We start from the raw sequence: 17,820 nt of genomic DNA, 5'->3' as shown, positions 1-17,820 counted from the left end.
TCGTCAAGATGTATGCTTTTTTCATTTTGAATGATATAATGCAATAGGTTTTAATGAAAAGAACGATTGGGGGGAGACTGGTGAAAAAGCCGATGCGCAAAACGGATCAGGCGAAAATACGGCAGCGCAAGCATATCGCGTTCAGAATGAACTTCTTGTTTTTTTCTATTTTCATTCTGTTTTCTTTACTCATTCTCCGTCTCGGATATTTACAAATTGTCAAAGGCGAGGATTATAAACGGTTGCTCGAACGGACGGAGGATATTGCGGTCAATACGAGTGTGCCGCGTGGCCGGATTTACGACAGGACAGGCAAGGTGCTCGTTGATAATGAACCGAAAAATGCCATTACATATACGAAGACGACGTCCACCACTTCGGCTGAAATGCTCGAGATCGCCAAAAAACTTGCCAAGCTGATTGAGCAAGACACGAAGCGGGTCACCATCGGGGATAAGCGGGACTATTGGATTCTGCTCCATCCCGAAGAAGCGGCTGAGAAAGTTCCAGCAAAAGAAGTAGCTAAAATTCGTAAAAAGAATGAACAAATGTCGGATAAAGAGATCCAAAAAATTGTGAACCAATTGACGCGTGAACGAATTACCGATGATGAATTGGAGTCCTTCTCGAAAGATGAACTGGAAGTGCTGGCGATCTATCGAGAAATGATGTCGGGTTACGCATACTCACCACAAATCATTAAAAGCGGCAACGTGACCGAGCGAGAATTTGCATCGGTTTCGGAAAGGCTTAGTGAACTGCCCGGAGTTAATACGACAACAGATTGGGAACGTGTGAAATTATCCGATAACACGATCATTGGGTCGACGACTACACCGATTCGCGGAATTCCGCGTAACCGCCTCGATTATTTCCTGGCGAGGGATTATTCACGGAATGACCGGGTTGGGATCAGTTATTTAGAGCAATATTACGAGGAGTTGCTGAAAGGCCAAAAGACGATTGTCAAAAACGTGAAAGACCGGACGGGCCGTGTTGTTGAAACGAAGACCGTCCGAGAAGGAGAGCCCGGCAAAGATCTTGTTCTATCCATGGACAGTGACTTGCAGGAAGCACTCGAACAACTCATCACAGACAAACTATTGAATTTGAAAAAGATGAGTACATCCGGCTTGTTGGATCGTGCGTTTCTCGTCATGTTGGATCCAAATAATGGGGAAGTACTTGCGCTTGTTGGGAAGCAATTAGTGCAAGATAAAGAAACCGGTAAATGGGAAGTCCGGGATTACGCATTTGGAACCTTTACATCTGCTTACGAAGTCGGTTCTACTGTCAAGCTGGCGACGGTTCTGACGGGATATAGCCAAAACGTGCTTAAAATCGGGGAAGTCAAAATAGATGAACCTATCTATATAGGCTCCCAGGTAAAACGCTCCTTGTTCAACCAAAATGGCAGAGTTGCCATCAATGACATCGAAGCGCTCGGAAAATCTTCCAACGTATACATGTTTAAAATTGCTATGGCACTCGGGGATGCGGTCTACCGTCCGCATAAAGGGCTCCCGATTAACATCGAAGGCTTCGATCGGCTTCGCCAATCGTATGCTTCGTTCGGGCTTGGTGTAAAAACCGGCATCGATTTGCCAGGTGAATATGCAGGTTATCCAGGCACAGAAACCATTTCGGGTAAATTGCTTGACTTTGCAATCGGCCAGTTCGATACCTATACGCCTCTGCAATTAGCCCAATATGTATCCACAGTAGCCAATGGCGGATACCGGGTTGCGCCAAAAGTGTTGAAAGAGGTACGTGAGCCGTCGCCGGATGGTGAAACTTTCGGTTCGTTAATCCAGGAGTCCGGAGCAACTGTCCTCAACAGAATTCCGAATACAGACGCAGAGATCGAACAAGTAAAAAAAGGGATGCTATATACGTACAGTCCTCGGGGAACAGCACCGAATTTGTTTGCGGGTGCGGACTACACAGTGGCAGGTAAGACGGGAACAGCCCAGTCTGCTTACTATGATGGCTCAGACCGTAGTAAATATGGCACGAAGACTGTTAACTTGACCCATATCGGCTATGCGCCTGTCGAAGCGCCGGAAGTCGCTTTTTCGATTGTCATTCCGAATATCTCGACCAATCGAAGCAAATATCCTCATACGAGCAATGAGATTGCCCGGGAAGCTTTGGATATCTATTTCGATCTTAAGAAGAAGAGGATGAAGGAGGAACTCCCTGTTACTTCTGATTTAAAGATTGACCGCCAGAAGGAAAAAAAGGAAGAAAATAAGGAAAGCGTCGAACGGTAAAAACGTCCGACGCTTTTTTCTTATTTTGCCTTCGTGATGATGGAAGCGATCGTCTTTAGATCCATTGTGGAATCGACCTCATACTCGCCGACCTGAATACGGCCGGATAGCCCTTTTTCTTGCAAGTAGCGATCAAACTCCGCAGCACTCTCGATAATGCCAGCCCGTTCTAAGCGTGATGAAATCTTAGTGGAAACAGCTCCAGGCTCAATGGTAAGAATAGTTTTTGTCATTTGGCCATCTGAAGAAGAGGTGGCTGCATCCTTAGTAGCCGTGTCCTTTTGCCCGCTTGCCTGCTTGTCTGCTGACGAGGTTCTCTGAGCGGTAGCAAGCTCCTTCTTTACAGCTTCCAACTCCTGTTCCAGTGCTTTTACTTTGCCCGCATCATTGGCTTGAGGGCTGTCTGTGACAGTGGGTCCGGCAAAATACAGGATCCCGCCTGCAAGGAGGCAGCCGATGCCTGCCGACCTGAAAATTTCCCGAAGCATTTATCTAACCCCTCTCATGCGCAGCACTTCGGCAACTTCTTCAGAAGAAAGGGAAGAGCGTTTTGAAATGTCTGCAATCGAATATCCTTGGGAGTAGAGTGAAAGAATTTGATTGACAATGATTTCATGAACGGGTTTTGTACTGGATTTTGTTTTGGGGCCAATGCCCGAATTGGCGTGTGTGACGCCACCGATCATCAATTCCTCTTCCACCGCTTTCAGCCTTTTTTTCAGCTGGTTTGTTTCCTGATGCAAGCTGATGGAGATGTTTTCAATTTCCTCAGCATCTCTTTGGGAGGAGCGTCCGAAAAAGAAGGAAAGCAATACACATATGATACCGACGATCAACAAAAGCAATATTAGGTTGTCCACTAGTATTCCTCCGGTAAAATAAACCTTTTCCCCCATAGTACCACAACCAAAAGGCTAATGAAATTTCTAACTTTCCTCTGGACAAATACAGCAAATATGTTACAATTGAAAAGTCGTATAAATCATGCTCATAAAAGATTAAATGTATATTGCAATGAGTGGGAGGGACAACAATGCGCGTAAATATTACACTTGCTTGCACTGAATGTGGAGAGCGTAATTATATTTCGAAGAAAAACAAGCGTAACAATCCGGAACGCCTTGAAATGAAAAAATATTGCTCACGTGACAAGAAACAAACTTTGCACCGTGAAACGAAATAATGCTCATGCCAAAACCTTCACGGGTTTTGGTTTTTTATTTCGAAATGGGGGAATAAGATAATGGGTAAATCGGTTGCTCGAAAAGAGATCATGAGCTTCTTAAAAGAGATGGAGCGGACTGTGCACGAAAACAAGTCTTCTGCCATTTGCAAAAGGTTCATTGAATCAGAGTATTTTGCACGTGCCCATACGATTGGTGTGACACTTTCTCGTTTTCCGGAAGTGGATACGAGACCGATCATAGAAGAGGGATGGCGCTTGGGGAAACGAATTGTTGTGCCAAGATGCTTGCCATCTACAAGAGAGATGGACTTCAGGGAAATTACATCGTTTGATTGTTTAGAGACTGTTTACATGAATTTGAAGGAACCGATCGTCGAGCAGACAATTGCAGTCGATCGTTCGTATATAGATCTCCAAATTGTGCCGGGTGTCGTATTCTCCGACCAGGGATACCGAATCGGATTTGGCGGCGGTTACTATGACCGCTATTTGCAAAAGTTTACAGGAGATCTTGTTTCATTGGCTTTCGCATGCCAGACAGGAAAGCGCATTCCAGTGGAACCTCACGATATTCCTGTCGATACCATTATTACCGAAGAAGGCATTATCAGTTGTGTGAGGTCGTGAATGAATATGAAAAGCTATTATGACGTATTACAATTTCTGAAACGATTCGGCACATTCATTTATACAGGGGATTCGCAGTCTGACCTGGAAATGATGATGGCCGAACTGAAAGAACTGCATGATAACGGGCTGATTATGAAGGAAGATTACTTGAAAGCTATACTGATTTTACGGGCTGAATTACGGGACAAATGATATATTTCCGTAAAACATTTGGAAGTTTCTTGTTCAAAAGTGAAACTTTTTGACATGTATTCCGTCTATATAGACAGTGCTAGTACAAATGGTTGGATGAGTACATTAGACTTCACAAGGCTAGAAAGGAAGAGAAAGAATGAAAAAAGCAACCTGGCCCAAACATTCCGTACTCCTTATTGCTATCGTTGCAACGTGGATTACAACCTATATTGGTTACCATACAAGCTTTAATATGTCGATTGACAATGTTATGCAAGAGTTCATACTTTTCATGAATCCGCTCAGTTTCCTACTATTCATTTACGGAATTGCGCTTTTCATGAAGAGCAGGAAGCGCCGGAACATCTACATCTTTTCGGTCAGCTTGATCACCTCGATCCTCATGTTCGCTAATGCTGTATTTTATCGTTTCTTTAGTGATTTCATAACATTGCCATTATTGTTTCAAACGAGCAACTTCGGTGATTTGTCTTCCTCCGTTACAGCGAATCTTCATTGGACGGACATCTTTTTCTTTAGTGATGTGATCATTGTCGTCTTGGCTATTAAGTTTTTGAAGGTGCGGGACACAGTATCTCTGTCTTCTGGACGCAAAATCGGTAGGAAATTGTATTTTGTTGTAGCCGCTACCGTGCTGATGGTTAACCTCGGCCTGTCTGAAGCACAACGGCCGCAGCTGTTGACAAGAAGCTTTGATCGCGAGCTGTTGGTGAAAAATATTGGTACGTATAACTATCATCTGTATGATTTGTTTATTCAATCAAAAACACATGCGGAACGCGCTTTAGCGGATGGCAGTGAACTGACAGAAGTAGCTAACTATATTAATGCTAATTATGCCGAACCGAACCCTGACATGTTCGGTGTTGCAAAAGGGCGCAATGTCATTATCGTTTCGCTCGAATCCTTGCAGAACTTTGTCATTAACAATGAAATGAACGGGCATGTCGTAACACCTTTCCTCAATGAATTGACGAAGGATCCGGATACGTTCTATTTTGACAACTTCTATCACCAAACAGGTCTTGGAAAAACATCAGACTCCGAATTTATTTTGGAAAACTCCCTTTATGGCCGGAATGGGGGAGCCGTTTTCTTTACGAACAGCGGTAACACGTTTAATTCATTATCCGAACGACTTGGCCAAAATGGCTATTTCACGAGTGTTATGCATGCGAACAACCGCAGTTTCTGGAACCGTGATATTATGTACCAGGCCTTAGGTATTCAAAAATTCTATGACGTCGAAAGTTATCAGATCGGGGAAGGTCAAGCGGTTAACTGGGGGATGAAAGATATCCCGTTCTTCGATCAATCGGTTGAAATTATGAAAGATATGCCGCAGCCTTTCGCGACAAGAATGATTACATTGACGAATCACCATCCATTTGATTTGGATGAAGAGGATATGCTGATCCCGGCATACGATTCGAATTCGAACACATTAAACAAGTACTTCCAATCGGTTCGTTACATGGATGAAGCAGTGAAGACGTTCTTCGATGATTTGAAGAAGAGCGGACTTTATGATAACTCGATCATTATCATGTATGGTGACCACTATGGTATTTCAGAAAACCATAATAAAGCGATGGGTATGTACTTGGACAAAGAGATTACACCATTTGACAACGCTGAATTGCAAAAAGTGCCGATGTTCATCCATATTCCTGGCTATGGCAAAGGAAAAGTCATGGATGAGCTGTCGGGTCAATTGGATTTACGGCCAACCATTCTGCATCTGCTTGGCATTGATACAAAAGAAGATATGCAAATGGGGGCAGACGTTTTCTCGAAAGACCATGAACCGTTCGTCATTTTCCGTGATGGCCGTTTTGTAACTGACGATGCGATTTATACGCATGAAGTTTGCTATGATGTCAAGACTGGAGAACCGACGGATGAATCGATATGTGAGCCTTATGTCAAGCGGGCTACGACTGAACTCGGGTATTCCGATTTGATCATTAATGGAGACTTGCTGCGCTTTACAGAAGATGGCCAAGAGAAGAAGCGGTTGAACGATAAGTAAGTATTGTCTACGATCTGCACGGACTCCTGCCGTGCAGATTTTTTTTACCAATTCGAGGAAGGGAGGGTAAAGAGTCTTGATAAAAAAAATCATCCCGCTTATTATTCTTGGACTCGTCCTAACGGGATGCACGAGTAAGGAAGTACCCCCTGGTGTGCAAACGTATCCAGAGACGGAACTGCCAAACGAGACGGATCAAACGGCAGAAGACACCTTGCAGACATTGCATGTCCAGCCTGAGCATTTCCAGTATGTTGTGGACTGGCTGTCGGATACGGAAATTGTCTATGTAGAGCAAGAAGAGAATACATATGCGATCAAAAGTTTTAACCGGTTGACAGGGAAGAGTGAGTTGATTGACCGTGAAGATTCGTTTATCAATGACGTTCTTGTCCATCCCTCCAAAAAGTACCTTCTCATACATACGAGCGATGATTCTGATTCGGCAGCCGTCAAGATTATTTCGCTGGATGGAACCGTCCTTCATCAGTTGATGATTGATTCAAAGGAATTGTCGATTGAATGGAACGATATCGATGAAAATCTTGTTCTATTAACTGCTTTTCATGACGATTGGTCATTTGACCTGTTTTATTATGATGGACACAAAGAAGAAATGACTTCGTTATCACTGGAGGATCCATTCCCAAAGTGGCTCGGGACAGAACAGCTCTTGACTCTGAGTGAAAATGGAGCAGTTTATGCCTATCATGTTAAAACGGAAGAAACTTCCGCTATGGGAATTTCGGGCGTGGTCCAATTTGAAACATATTTTGATTCACTCCTGACGATGCAGCCGGATGAGGGGGAGAAGGTCTTGCTGGAAATGAGAAATGGAGAGGGCAAGCTGATGGGGAAAGCCGAAATGCCTGCGGTATCCAGTTTTTCAGGTCTTGTCATGCCGGAGATGGATTGGCTGTCTGCCAACGAAGTGCGAATGAAGGTCCCGACGGCAGGTGGAAAGCTGGATGAAATGACCGCTCCCTTCCAGTTGGCGGATATGCGAGGGGGTCAAGTCGATGTATTGATGGAAGATGTACCGGACGGCCCTCTTCACTGTTCTCCTGCAGGGACCTACTGCCTGACCGGCTATGAGGGAGAGGATGTATTGGATCTTGAGAAGAAGGAATTGAATAAGTGGTTGGAACAATAAAAAACATCCTTCAGCGAAGAAGGATGTTTTTTCGTACCCGTCAGATCGTTCGGATGATTAGTGAAGTTTCGGCGGATAACCTTGGTAAACGATTGTCGCAACGGTGAAGGCACCGAAGATGACAACTGCGGCCAAATTGAAAACAATGCTTAAAATATTGCGTTCTTTGAAGCCTTGGACTGTACCGACCACTGCCAAAATAGCAACAAGACCAAAAATAACCATTAAAATGTTCATGTAGTAGACACTCCTTTCAAACAAGAAAAAATGAATGCCGATTAGCACAATATTCCCTTTCTATTGTACTGGCTATTATGATTTTTGTCGAGGTTAATTCATGACGATTGTTTGAACTCGGTCCCTAACTTGAGTAATATGATTTTAAGAGGAGGAATTTATTCATGAAAGTACATACGTATCCGTTAGGTCCTATTCAGACGAATTGCTATATTATTGAAAATGATAAAAAGGAATGCTTGCTGTTCGATCCAGGTGAAGAAGCAGAGAAAATTGTAAAAATCCTTCAAGACGCCAAGCTGACACCGATTGCGATTTTGCTGACACATGCCCATTTCGACCATATTGGCGCAGTGGATGAAATAAGAGAACGTTATAACATTCCCGTGTACCTTCATAAAGCAGAGGCGGCATGGATGAATGATCCAACACTAAACGGTTCTGCGCGCTATCCGGGTCTTCCGCGTATTGTTAATCGACCAGCGGATCACTTGCTTAATGAAGAGGGAGAGCTACGGGTCGGATCGTTTACGATGGAAATCCGCCATGTGCCTGGCCATTCGCCTGGCAGTGTGCTCTATTCATTCCCGGAGGAACGCTTTGCCATTGTCGGGGATACACTGTTTCAGCGGAGCATAGGGCGCACCGATCTCCCGGGTGGCGATACAAAAACGCTCCTGGATTCCATTCATTCGAAAATCCTGACACTGGATCCGGATTGTTTCCTGTTTCCTGGACACGGCTCGTATACGTCGCCGGGTGAAGAGGAAGATGCCAATCCATTCCTGCATGGTTTCGAGTAAGGTAGAGTGAGAAATAAAAAAAACAGCCAATTGGCTGTTTTTTTACGCGCTCATTCGTGGCCGGCACCTGGTACGTGAATGAAAGTAGCATAATAGCTGAATCCGACCATGAAAATCATCAAGTAAGCGCCGAACATGTACATATACATACGCTCAGTAAGATTCAAGTATCCAAGCAACAGGAAGAAAATCGTACTAGCGACGAAGATGAGCGATGCAGGCAACATGCCGCCTACAAAGAACATAACTGCGAATACCCCTGTCCAGAAACCACATAGTTTGAACATGTTATCCATACGTGCGTCCCTCCTTAACGTAAAACAATACAATGATCTCACCATCATTATAAAGGATACGCTCTGCAAATGTAAACTTATATCGAATGGCATTGTGACAAAATGGTGTATTCTGCTATGTCATGCGAAAATCGGGATTTGCGCCAAAAGAGCCTCTGAAAACTTCGTTTTGGACGATTTGAGCCCTTGATAATTCGAGTTTGCCGAATACCATTCCCTAATCCTTGGAAGACATGTATACTGGTTGTGAGACGGAAAGCGATCTTTCGTCAATGAAAGAGGGGTGTTGAATGGATAATCAGCAAAATATGATTGAAAAGAAGTGCTTTCTGCTGTTGGAAACTGCCATTGGACAAGACGTGACAGATATTCATCTCATCCCCCATGATGATGAATATGAAGTAGCATTCAAACTTGGTGTGAAACTAAAGCGGACCGGCACACTCCCCCTCCAATTGGCGGCCCGTATGATTTCTTTTTACAAATACCTCTCTTCGCTCGATATTAGTAATCGGCGAAAACCTCAAAGCGGTTCATTCCACAAACAATTCAACAATGAAAATTTCTCGTTCCGAATATCAACCATTCCATCCATCCATTTCAAAGAAAGTGTCGTTATCCGCCTTCAGAAGCATGATCGCATCGTTCCGATTGACTGTTTGTGTCTAGAACGAAAATGGGCAGACCAGTTGCGAAATGCGGTTTCAAATGAGCAAGGCCTCGTTATGGTGACCGGTCCCACGGGTAGCGGGAAAACGACAACTATTTATTCCCTTCTGGCACATTGTGTCAATGTATTGCATCGCCATGTCATCACATTAGAGGACCCGGTCGAAAACAATCATTCCCATTTGTTGCAAATCCAAGTAAACGAACAGGCGGGTATGACGTATGCTGCTGGTTTGCGCGCCATACTCCGTCATTCGCCTGATGTCATCATGATTGGTGAAATTCGTGATGCTGAGACAGCAAAAACAGCTGTTCAAGCGGCATTGACCGGCCATTTAGTCGTAACGTCAGTCCATGCCAAAGATGCCGTCGGCTGCTTCTATCGAATGTTGGATTTCGGTGTTTCACTCGAAGAATTAAGACAAACGGTCGTTTGCATTTCCTCGCAGCGTTTAATTGAAACAGCGGAGCATTCTTTGTCCGCCCGATTTGACATCATGGACGCTGAACAGTTGGAACGAATCAAGGAATATGTAGCGAAAGGAGGAAGGATGGTGAGACCCGCAGAAAGCGAAAATGTTTTTCTGAATTACGAACCAGGCAAACCATTCGTGAAACGGTCCTAATGAAATGGAGATTTCGTACAAAAGAGACGGCGCTCGTGAACCAAGCAGCCTTTTTAAGGCGTTTGGCGGAATTATTGGATCAGGGATATACAATCCACGACAGTATCGTCATTCTGCTTCCTCATTATGTCCAAAATTATGAACCGATATTGACTGTAGCAGAGAATGCATTTCGTTCTGGACTGACCGTGACCCAGGTGCTGGAAGCGATCGGCTTTAAACGAACTGTGCTTTTGCCTGTTGCGGTGTCGGAAGTGGATGGAACATTAATTATCTCTCTTAGAGAACTGGCCAGACGACTGGAGTTGAAGGAAAAACGGGATAAAAGATTAAAACGGATTTTAATTTATCCGGTTTTTCTTTTCATCTTTATGGCTTTCCTCCTTCTTCTGTTCAGACAATTTTTCCTTCCAAACTTTCAAGCCTTAGCTCAAACGCGACAAGCAGAAACGAGTCTCTCTACACTCTTGCCAGTCATAGTCGGCAAAATTCCAGATGTGTTGCTCCTTTCCTTTGCCGTGGTGGCTGTTGGACTTTTCATCGTTAAAAAGTGGTATGCCCAACTGACACCAGGGGAGAAAATACGGAAACTGGTAAGGATCCCGGTGATTGGTTCATTTCTGCTGAAAACGAAGACTTCCGAATTAACCGGAGAGATCGGGTCGCTTCTGCGGAGCGGCCTGCCGATCCAGGAGGCGTTGGCCATGTTGGAAAACCAGAGATTAGACGGATTGATTGCGGAAATGGCCGGCAAGTTAAAACAGCATCTTATACAAGGGATCCCGTTCGAACAGGCTGTGCTTTTGACAGACGGGCTTGAAAGTAAACTGGCATCCTTCGCCAAGCATGGTTCTGACACGGGTCATCTTGCGGAGGAATTAATCCTCTACAGTGCCCACGCATTCGAAACGCTAGAATCGGACATCTCAAAATGGCTGGCCGTTATCCAACCCCTCTTATTTACGCTGCTAGCCATTTGCATTTTGCTCGCCTACCTGGCGATTTTGTTGCCAGTGTATGGAATGATCGAAACGATGTGAGGAGGAATAGATTATGGTTCGAAATGAAAAGGGATTCACGTTGATAGAAATGATGATCGTCCTGTTGATCATCTCTGTTTTGATATTAATTGCCATTCCGAACGTTACGAAACACTCGCGTTCCATCGATGAAAAAGGATGCGATGCGTATGTCAAAATGGTACAGGGACAAGTGCAGGCCTATAAAATGGACAAGAAGGAGTTCCCAACCTTGGACTCCTTGAAGGAAGAAGGGTATGTAACCGGAGACCTCCAATGCCCGGACGGCAGGAAGTTGAATATTTCCTCTGAAGGCGAAGTAATGCCAGATCCTCTGCCCGGTCAAGCAGGGGATGCAGATGCGGACTAAGGAAGCGGGCTTTACTTTTTTGGAACTTCTGCTGGTGCTGAGCATCGTCGTTATTCTGACGGTGCTCGCCCTTCCTTTTGGTGAAAAGTGGTTGTCTTGCCGGGCGGAGGAAGAGGCTCTGCAGGCTTTCATCGCCTCGGTCTATAAGATGCAGGCGCATTCCTTGGCGAGCGGCTATCCAACTGAACTGACTTTGAAAAATAATGGTTCCACATACATTATCACATCCAATCTCGAAGGGGAGATGGATCGGATGGATTTTCCCGCTGGCATGCGCATTAGCAGTACGGGGGCCATGCGGCGTCTTGAATTCAACGGGAACGGGCAAATTCGGGAGTCAGGAACCATAACAGTGAATATGACGAAGCGTACGGTCGAGCTGCGCTTCCAATTACAGTATGGGAGGATCATATTATATGAACGATAAAGGATATTCTTGGCCGGAAGCGTTGCTTGTCCTGCTTCTGACAACAATCATTTTCGGCACACTGCTGCCGTTCGCGACGAACATGACGGTGGAATTAGGAGAGAAGAAGAAATCCATGCTTGCGGCCAGGACGGCATTCCAGGGAGCAATCATCCATTCTGCCTATGGCACATTGTCGGGAGTTGAGGAAGTAGAAAAGACGGCTTTTGAGTGGAGCATCCATGGCACATCCGTTTGTGTCAGCTATTTGAGTAAGGATGAGGAAATCAGCTCATGCTACGGCTCCTAAGGCGGGAATCGGGCTATACCTTATTGGATTCGTTATTTCAATTGATCATAGCATTCACTTTTTTGCATTTGCTCGTCCTGTTCTTTTATTGGAAGCAGACGATTGAGCATCAATATGGGACGGCTGCATCGACGGAGTGGGAGCTTTTTACGGCGGAATTGCAAACATCGCTCGCTCATGTAGAATCAATCAGTTTGTCTGCGGACGGCCGGGCTTTGACGTATGTAAACGAGAGAGGCGTGCAAACGATCAGCCGAAGCGGAACGGTCATCCGTAGAACAGTTGACTTCCAAGGACATATCCCGCTATTCACCAACAGCCGTTCCATCCAATTTACCCAGGAAGGGGAAATGGTCCGGTTGACGATCGTTACGTTGGATAAAAAAATAAAGGAAAGGAGATTTGCGATTGGGTTATATCCGGAATGAGAATGGCTCCCTGTTCGCGGCTGCATTAATTTTATTATTTTTTGTCAGCCTCTTTCTTTTTACCCTCGTTTCATGGCATAGTAATTTATATAAAACTTACGATTCTCTTGAACAATACTACGAAAAGGAATTGATCAAGACATTAAATAGGGTGGATGAAAATGAAGAAAGTCTACTTGGTCGGATACATGGGCAGTGGTAAAAGTGCCATTGGCAAACGATTAAGCAATATGGTGGATATGCCTTTTTTCGACATGGATGCGGAAATCGTCAACGATACAGGGATGACGATTCCGCAAATATTTGAGACATATGGTGAAGAGCGATTCCGAGAGATGGAGACGGACTTCTTGCGACGCTTTCCGGATCAGTATTGCATTATTGCAACAGGCGGAGGCGTTGCGATGAGGGAGGAGAATCGGCGGATTATGAGGGACACGGGCCTGGTCTTCTTCCTAAATGCACCATTCTATGAAATATGGCGCCGTATCTCAACGGATAAAAATCGCCCCATCGTCCAGCGCTCAACCCGTCAAGAACTGGAGAGCCTGTATTTCAAACGCAAGCCACATTATTTAAAGAGTGCTCATTTCAGAGTGGAGACAGCGGGCCGCTCCATCTATGAAATAGCCGACTACATAGCGTTTCAGATTGGCAGGCTCAAGGAACCCGAGGAATGAACGGGATATATTGATAGGCTATCTGCTTTCTTCTTGGGGCTTGAATCGACAGGAAACCCTCAAACACGAACGTTTATGAAGAAGATTAATTTAACGTTCGTGAAAATTACGAGATGCTAAAAATGATTGCGTATGCAGATTTGAAATGTTAAGATATAAGGCAATAGGGTACTGATTCGTCGGAATCTTACACATTTTGTGCAAGCAATTGAATATCGCGGATGACTGAGCGGGGAGAGCACGTATTAGGCGTCGCCGAAGGAGCAAGTAACGGAAGTTATGAATCTCTCAGGTAAAAAGACCCGTTCATGACGCATCTCTGGAGAGTGCCGATTCGATCGGCCACCAACGAGGAAAGCCGCAAGGTCAAACTTTCAGGTACACGGACAGAGGTTCCTTTTCTATAGGGGACTTCTGTCTTTTTTTCGTGGGCAGCGGGCTGGCAATTGTCAGCGCGATTGTCTTGCTGCGGATTGCTTGCACAACCGAACATCGGGGAGAACCGATTTGTTCGGAGCTCTACTTTACTATTAGACTAGGGGGAAATTGGCATGGTTGAATCGTTGAAACGCACGGCCCTTTTCGATACTTACGCGGAATACGGAGGCAAAACGATTGATTTTGGAGGCTGGGAGCTGCCAGTTCAATTCTCTGGAATCAAAGCCGAACATGAAGCGGTGCGAACGCAAGCCGGTCTGTTTGATGTATCCCATATGGGAGAAGTTTTTGTCTCAGGAGAAGGGGCGCTTGCATTTCTGCAGAAACTTGTAACAAATGATGTCTCCAAGTTGAAGGACGGGCAAGCCCAGTATACAGCTATGTGTTATGAAAATGGCGGTACAGTGGATGATCTCCTAATCTATAAAAGAGGAGAAAATGATTATCTTTTAGTCGTCAATGCGTCCAATATCGATAAAGATGTGGAATGGATGAAAAAGCATGCCTCAGAGGATGTCATAATAGAGGATAAATCAAATGAGTATGGTTTGTTGGCTCTTCAAGGACCAAAAGCACAAGAGGTTCTTCAGAAGTTGACTGACCAGCCATTGGAAGAGATTAAATTTTTCCGCTTCAAGGAAGGCGTAAACGTGGCGGGACATGAGGTGCTCGTCTCTAGAACCGGTTATACAGGGGAAGACGGATTTGAACTGTACGGTTCGCCAGACACAGTAGTCGCGTTATGGTCGGCCATTCTCGAAGCAGGAAAAGAGGAAGGAGTTCTCCCGGCAGGTTTAGGAGCTCGTGATACATTGCGTTTTGAATCCGGACTTCCACTCTATGGACAAGAGTTATCCAAAGATATTTCTCCACTCGAAGCGGGACTTGGGTTTGTCGTAAAACTCAATAAAGAATCCGACTTCATCGGCAAAGAGGCGCTAGCTTCCCAGAAGGAACAAGGTGTTCCGAGGAAACTTGTCGGCATTGAAATGATTGACAAAGGGATTCCGCGCACTGGTTACAAAGTGTTTGTTGGAGACGAGGAGATCGGCGAAGTGACGACAGGCACGCAGTCACCGACATTGAAAAAGAACATCGGGTTTGCCCTTGTTGATTCGTCACAGGCAGAAGCAGGAAATGAAGTGGAAGTCGAAATCCGTTCGAAACGTCTGAAAGCGGTTGTCATTGCAACACCATTTTATAAACGATAATTAATTGAAGAGGGGATTTGTGGATATGAAGCATCGTTATATTCCGATGACGGAAACGGATCGCGATGAAATGCTAGCGGCCATCGGCATCGCAACTGTTGATGAATTGTTTGAAGATATTCCAGAAAAAGTACGATTCAAAGGTGAATTAGATATTAAACCTGCAAAATCGGAAACGGCTCTGATGAAAGAATTGTCTCATTTGGCGAGCAAAAATGCTGATTCCCGCCACTATACATCGTTCCTAGGTGCTGGTGTCTATGATCATTATAAGCCGATCATTGTCGACCATGTTATTTCCCGTTCTGAGTTCTATACTGCCTATACGCCGTATCAGCCGGAGATTTCCCAAGGTGAACTACAGGCGATCTTTGAATTCCAGACAATGATCTGTGAATTGACAGGCATGGATCTCGCCAACTCCTCCATGTATGACGGTGGAACTGCGCTTGCAGAAGCAGGAACGCTTGCGGCTGGTCATACACGCCGTAAAAAGCTGCTTGTTTCCGAAACAGTCCATCCAGAATCAAGGGATGTAGTGCAAGCGTATGCAGCTGGCCAATTCATTGAAGTCGTCACGATTCCACACAAAGATGGCGTCACGGACATGGAAAAGTTAGAACAGTTAATCGATGGTGATACTGCAGCGGTTCTAGTCCAATATCCAAACTTCTTCGGCCAAGTAGAAGATATCGAGAAGATCGGAAAAATTGCACATGATCAAGGCGGCCTATTCATTGTTTCGTCCAACCCGCTGGCGCTTGGCGTCTTGACGCCTCCAGGCAAACTTGGTGCGGATATTACAGTTGGCGATGCCCAGCCGTTTGGCATTCCAGAACAATTCGGCGGACCGCACTGCGGATATTTTGCGACGACGACAAAGCTTATGCGAAAAGTACCTGGACGTCTTGTCGGCGAGACGACAGATGAAGATGGAAGAAGAGGTTATGTTCTTACGCTTCAAGCTCGTGAGCAGCATATCCGCCGTGATAAAGCGACATCTAATATTTGCTCAAACCAAGCCCTGAATGCACTTGCAGCATCTGTTGCGATGACGGCACTTGGAAAAGTGGGCGTTAAGGAAATGGCATATCAAAACATTGCCAAAACAAGATATGCAAAAGAGGCATTCGAGAAAGCAGGCTTTGATGTTAAATTTGGCAACGTCCACTTTAACGAAATCGTAGTGGATGTGAAAAAGCCGGTAGCTGAAGTGAACGAGCAATTATTCCATAAAGGAATGATTGGCGGATATGACCTTAGTTCCACATATCCGGAACTCGCGAATCACACATTGATCGCTGTGACAGAACAACGGACAAAAGAAGAAATTGATGCGCTCGTGCAGGAAATGGAGGCCCTTCATGCGTAATGAAAATCAACCGCTGATTTTTGAAATATCAAAAGAGGGACGGATCGGCTATAGCCTCCCTGAATTGGATGTACCGGAAGTCGATTTGACAAACTTGTTGCCTGAAACTTATATCCGCTCTGAAGAGGCAGAACTGCCGGAAGTATCCGAGCTTGATATTATGCGACACTATACTGCGCTCTCCAATCGGAATCACGGAGTAGATACAGGATTCTATCCGCTTGGATCTTGTACGATGAAGTACAATCCGAAAATTAACGAAGCGGTTGCCCGCCTATCTGGTTTCGCGAATATCCATCCGTTGCAGGATGAAGCTACTGTTCAAGGTGCAATGGAAATCATGTATGACTTGCAGGAACACCTTTCTGAAATTACAGGTATGGACGAAGTGACGCTTCAGCCGGCTGCTGGTGCACATGGTGAATGGACTGCGCTCATGATGATCCGGGCATTCCACGAGTCAAACGGCGATTTCAACCGGACAAAAGTGCTTGTGCCGGATTCTGCCCATGGCACAAACCCTGCTTCCGCAACGGTTGCAGGATTCGATACGATTACAGTTAAGTCAAATGACAACGGCCTGGTCGATATCGACGATCTAAAATCCAAAGTTGGACCTGACACAGCTGCCCTCATGCTGACGAATCCGAATACACTCGGACTCTTTGAAGAGGATATTTTAACAATGGCTGAAATCGTTCATGGTGTCGGCGGGAAGCTATACTATGACGGTGCTAACTTAAACGCCGTTATGGCGAAAGCACGCCCGGGCGATATGGGCTTTGACGCTGTTCATTTGAATTTGCATAAGACGTTCACAGGCCCGCATGGCGGTGGTGGACCGGGCTCTGGCCCAGTCGGCGTGAAAGCGGATTTGGCTCCGTTCTTGCCGAAGCCGGTTCTCGTTAAAGAAGGGGACAGCTATACATTCGAGTATGACCGTCCGCAATCAATCGGCCGTGTGAAACCGTTCTACGGAAACTTCGGCATTTATTTACGTGCCTACACGTATATCCGCTCCATGGGGCCGGATGGATTGAAGGCAGTTACGGAGTATGCAGTATTGAATGCAAACTATATGATGCGCAGATTGGAGCCGTATTTTGATCTGCCATATCCGCAACATTGCAAGCATGAATTTGTTCTATCAGGCCGCCGACAAAAGAAACTCGGTGTACGTACACTCGATATGGCAAAACGCCTGCTTGATTTCGGGTTCCATCCGCCAACGATCTACTTCCCGCTTAATGTGGAGGAAGGCATGATGATTGAACCAACCGAGACTGAATCGAAAGAAACGCTCGATTCCTTCATCGATGCAATGATCCAAATTGCCAAGGAAGTAGAAGAAACGCCGGAAATTGTCCAAGAGGCGCCTCATACAACGGTCGTTAACCGTTTGGATGAAACAAAAGCGGCACGTCATCCAGTTCTTCGCTTTAAGAAAAAAGAAGAGGAACTGGTTAACGCGTAATCCGTATTAAAT

General features: G+C 45.3%; 21 protein-coding genes and 1 riboswitch. Of the genes, 17 read left to right on the top strand and 4 right to left on the bottom strand.

All coding sequences use genetic code 11. The annotated features are described in order from the left end of the window. Positions 1-92 precede the first annotated feature (92 nt). Positions 93-2,273, top strand: a complete 2,181-nt coding sequence (locus ACSW3C_RS00425; RefSeq protein ID WP_486560853.1) for a peptidoglycan D,D-transpeptidase FtsI family protein — start codon at positions 93-95, stop codon at positions 2,271-2,273. Between the two features lie 20 nt (positions 2,274-2,293). On the opposite strand, the gene ACSW3C_RS00420 is transcribed toward ACSW3C_RS00425, so the two are convergent. Then, entirely contained in the window at positions 2,294-2,761 is a 468-nt protein-coding gene (locus ACSW3C_RS00420) for a hypothetical protein (protein WP_486560282.1), read from the bottom strand. Next, the gene (locus ACSW3C_RS00415) at positions 2,762-3,133 is read right to left on the bottom strand and encodes a hypothetical protein (protein ID WP_486560281.1); all 372 of its coding nucleotides are present in this window, start codon (positions 3,131-3,133) and stop codon (positions 2,762-2,764) included. A 173-nt stretch (positions 3,134-3,306) separates the two neighbouring features. On the opposite strand from ACSW3C_RS00415, the gene rpmG reads away from it, so the two are divergent. The 5 genes from rpmG (at position 3,307) to ACSW3C_RS00390 (ending at position 7,469) form a co-directional block, all read left to right on the top strand. Then, a complete protein-coding gene (gene rpmG / locus ACSW3C_RS00410; protein WP_041075181.1) occupies positions 3,307-3,456 on the top strand; it encodes a 50S ribosomal protein L33 in 150 nt (49 codons plus the stop codon). A gap of 60 nt (positions 3,457-3,516) precedes the next feature. Continuing rightward, positions 3,517-4,086 (top strand): 5-formyltetrahydrofolate cyclo-ligase, encoded by a 570-nt coding sequence (locus tag ACSW3C_RS00405; protein WP_486560280.1) that lies wholly within the window; start codon positions 3,517-3,519, stop codon positions 4,084-4,086. Then, complete coding sequence (locus ACSW3C_RS00400; RefSeq protein ID WP_418895884.1) at positions 4,087-4,281, top strand: YqgQ family protein; 195 nt, start codon at positions 4,087-4,089, stop codon at positions 4,279-4,281. 139 nt (positions 4,282-4,420) lie between these two features. Next, entirely contained in the window at positions 4,421-6,316 is a 1,896-nt protein-coding gene (locus tag ACSW3C_RS00395) for an LTA synthase family protein (RefSeq protein ID WP_486560279.1), read from the top strand. Positions 6,317-6,392: 76 nt separating this feature from the next. Beyond that, positions 6,393-7,469 (top strand): YqgU-like beta propeller domain-containing protein, encoded by a 1,077-nt coding sequence (locus ACSW3C_RS00390; RefSeq protein ID WP_486560278.1) that lies wholly within the window; start codon positions 6,393-6,395, stop codon positions 7,467-7,469. A 57-nt stretch (positions 7,470-7,526) separates the two neighbouring features. On the opposite strand, the gene ACSW3C_RS00385 is transcribed toward ACSW3C_RS00390, so the two are convergent. After that, positions 7,527-7,706, bottom strand: coding sequence for a DUF2759 domain-containing protein (locus ACSW3C_RS00385; RefSeq protein WP_184210157.1), 180 nt, complete (start codon positions 7,704-7,706; stop codon positions 7,527-7,529). Between the two features lie 164 nt (positions 7,707-7,870). Between ACSW3C_RS00385 and ACSW3C_RS00380 the strand changes: the two genes are divergently transcribed. Continuing rightward, complete coding sequence (locus ACSW3C_RS00380) at positions 7,871-8,509, top strand: MBL fold metallo-hydrolase (protein WP_486560277.1); 639 nt, start codon at positions 7,871-7,873, stop codon at positions 8,507-8,509. A 50-nt stretch (positions 8,510-8,559) separates the two neighbouring features. Here ACSW3C_RS00380 and ACSW3C_RS00375 read toward each other — a convergent pair whose 3' ends face one another. Beyond that, positions 8,560-8,805 (bottom strand): DUF2626 domain-containing protein, encoded by a 246-nt coding sequence (locus tag ACSW3C_RS00375; protein ID WP_238081958.1) that lies wholly within the window; start codon positions 8,803-8,805, stop codon positions 8,560-8,562. 290 nt (positions 8,806-9,095) lie between these two features. Here ACSW3C_RS00375 and comGA point away from each other — a divergent pair, with 290 nt between their 5' ends. The 10 genes from comGA to gcvPB all read left to right on the top strand — a co-directional run bounded on the left by comGA (position 9,096) and on the right by gcvPB (position 17,808). Further along, a complete protein-coding gene (gene comGA / locus ACSW3C_RS00370) occupies positions 9,096-10,100 on the top strand; it encodes a competence type IV pilus ATPase ComGA (protein ID WP_486560276.1) in 1,005 nt (334 codons plus the stop codon). Beyond that, a complete protein-coding gene (comGB, locus tag ACSW3C_RS00365) occupies positions 10,100-11,140 on the top strand; it encodes a competence type IV pilus assembly protein ComGB (protein WP_486560275.1) in 1,041 nt (346 codons plus the stop codon). Before comGA ends, comGB begins: the two co-directional genes overlap by 1 nt. A gap of 13 nt (positions 11,141-11,153) precedes the next feature. Next, positions 11,154-11,489 (top strand): competence type IV pilus major pilin ComGC, encoded by a 336-nt coding sequence (gene comGC, locus ACSW3C_RS00360; RefSeq protein ID WP_486560274.1) that lies wholly within the window; start codon positions 11,154-11,156, stop codon positions 11,487-11,489. After that, the gene (locus ACSW3C_RS00355; protein ID WP_486560273.1) at positions 11,479-11,916 is read left to right on the top strand and encodes a prepilin-type N-terminal cleavage/methylation domain-containing protein; all 438 of its coding nucleotides are present in this window, start codon (positions 11,479-11,481) and stop codon (positions 11,914-11,916) included. Before comGC ends, ACSW3C_RS00355 begins: the two co-directional genes overlap by 11 nt. Next, complete coding sequence (locus tag ACSW3C_RS00350; protein ID WP_486560272.1) at positions 11,906-12,205, top strand: hypothetical protein; 300 nt, start codon at positions 11,906-11,908, stop codon at positions 12,203-12,205. Before ACSW3C_RS00355 ends, ACSW3C_RS00350 begins: the two co-directional genes overlap by 11 nt. Beyond that, positions 12,190-12,633 carry a competence type IV pilus minor pilin ComGF gene (locus ACSW3C_RS00345; protein WP_486560271.1) on the top strand — a complete coding sequence of 148 codons (444 nt, stop codon included), beginning with the start codon at positions 12,190-12,192 and terminating at the stop codon, positions 12,631-12,633. Before ACSW3C_RS00350 ends, ACSW3C_RS00345 begins: the two co-directional genes overlap by 16 nt. A 161-nt stretch (positions 12,634-12,794) precedes the next feature. Next, positions 12,795-13,313, top strand: coding sequence for a shikimate kinase (locus ACSW3C_RS00340; RefSeq protein WP_486560270.1), 519 nt, complete (start codon positions 12,795-12,797; stop codon positions 13,311-13,313). Between the two features lie 221 nt (positions 13,314-13,534). Further along, positions 13,535-13,627: riboswitch (glycine riboswitch) on the top strand. A 237-nt stretch (positions 13,628-13,864) separates the two neighbouring features. Beyond that, on the top strand, positions 13,865-14,962 hold the full coding sequence (gene gcvT / locus ACSW3C_RS00335; protein ID WP_486560269.1) for a glycine cleavage system aminomethyltransferase GcvT: 1,098 nt from the start codon (positions 13,865-13,867) through the stop codon (positions 14,960-14,962). Positions 14,963-14,987: 25 nt separating this feature from the next. After that, complete coding sequence (gene gcvPA / locus ACSW3C_RS00330; RefSeq protein ID WP_486560268.1) at positions 14,988-16,334, top strand: aminomethyl-transferring glycine dehydrogenase subunit GcvPA; 1,347 nt, start codon at positions 14,988-14,990, stop codon at positions 16,332-16,334. Continuing rightward, the gene (gene gcvPB, locus ACSW3C_RS00325) at positions 16,327-17,808 is read left to right on the top strand and encodes an aminomethyl-transferring glycine dehydrogenase subunit GcvPB (RefSeq protein ID WP_238081939.1); all 1,482 of its coding nucleotides are present in this window, start codon (positions 16,327-16,329) and stop codon (positions 17,806-17,808) included. Before gcvPA ends, gcvPB begins: the two co-directional genes overlap by 8 nt. The last annotated feature ends 12 nt before the right edge of the window (positions 17,809-17,820 follow it).

This window comes from Sporosarcina sp. AD_1 (assembly GCF_057373025.1).
The sequence above is the reverse complement of the archived record's forward strand: the minus strand, read 5'-3'. Positions and strand labels throughout refer to the sequence as shown.

Coding starts and splice junctions, on each gene's coding strand:
- ACSW3C_RS00425 (WP_486560853.1), top strand. CDS start 93: ATGCGCAAAACGGATCAGGCGAAAATACGGCAGCGCAAGCATATCGCG.
- ACSW3C_RS00420 (WP_486560282.1), bottom strand. CDS start 2,761: ATGCTTCGGGAAATTTTCAGGTCGGCAGGCATCGGCTGCCTCCTTGCA.
- rpmG (WP_041075181.1), top strand. CDS start 3,307: ATGCGCGTAAATATTACACTTGCTTGCACTGAATGTGGAGAGCGTAAT.
- ACSW3C_RS00405 (WP_486560280.1), top strand. CDS start 3,517: ATGGGTAAATCGGTTGCTCGAAAAGAGATCATGAGCTTCTTAAAAGAG.
- ACSW3C_RS00400 (WP_418895884.1), top strand. CDS start 4,087: ATGAATATGAAAAGCTATTATGACGTATTACAATTTCTGAAACGATTC.
- ACSW3C_RS00395 (WP_486560279.1), top strand. CDS start 4,421: ATGAAAAAAGCAACCTGGCCCAAACATTCCGTACTCCTTATTGCTATC.
- ACSW3C_RS00385 (WP_184210157.1), bottom strand. CDS start 7,706: ATGAACATTTTAATGGTTATTTTTGGTCTTGTTGCTATTTTGGCAGTG.
- ACSW3C_RS00380 (WP_486560277.1), top strand. CDS start 7,871: ATGAAAGTACATACGTATCCGTTAGGTCCTATTCAGACGAATTGCTAT.
- ACSW3C_RS00375 (WP_238081958.1), bottom strand. CDS start 8,805: ATGGATAACATGTTCAAACTATGTGGTTTCTGGACAGGGGTATTCGCA.
- comGA (WP_486560276.1), top strand. CDS start 9,096: ATGGATAATCAGCAAAATATGATTGAAAAGAAGTGCTTTCTGCTGTTG.
- comGB (WP_486560275.1), top strand. CDS start 10,100: ATGAAATGGAGATTTCGTACAAAAGAGACGGCGCTCGTGAACCAAGCA.
- comGC (WP_486560274.1), top strand. CDS start 11,154: ATGGTTCGAAATGAAAAGGGATTCACGTTGATAGAAATGATGATCGTC.
- ACSW3C_RS00355 (WP_486560273.1), top strand. CDS start 11,479: ATGCGGACTAAGGAAGCGGGCTTTACTTTTTTGGAACTTCTGCTGGTG.
- ACSW3C_RS00350 (WP_486560272.1), top strand. CDS start 11,906: ATGAACGATAAAGGATATTCTTGGCCGGAAGCGTTGCTTGTCCTGCTT.
- ACSW3C_RS00345 (WP_486560271.1), top strand. CDS start 12,190: ATGCTACGGCTCCTAAGGCGGGAATCGGGCTATACCTTATTGGATTCG.
- ACSW3C_RS00340 (WP_486560270.1), top strand. CDS start 12,795: ATGAAGAAAGTCTACTTGGTCGGATACATGGGCAGTGGTAAAAGTGCC.
- gcvT (WP_486560269.1), top strand. CDS start 13,865: ATGGTTGAATCGTTGAAACGCACGGCCCTTTTCGATACTTACGCGGAA.
- gcvPA (WP_486560268.1), top strand. CDS start 14,988: ATGAAGCATCGTTATATTCCGATGACGGAAACGGATCGCGATGAAATG.
- gcvPB (WP_238081939.1), top strand. CDS start 16,327: ATGCGTAATGAAAATCAACCGCTGATTTTTGAAATATCAAAAGAGGGA.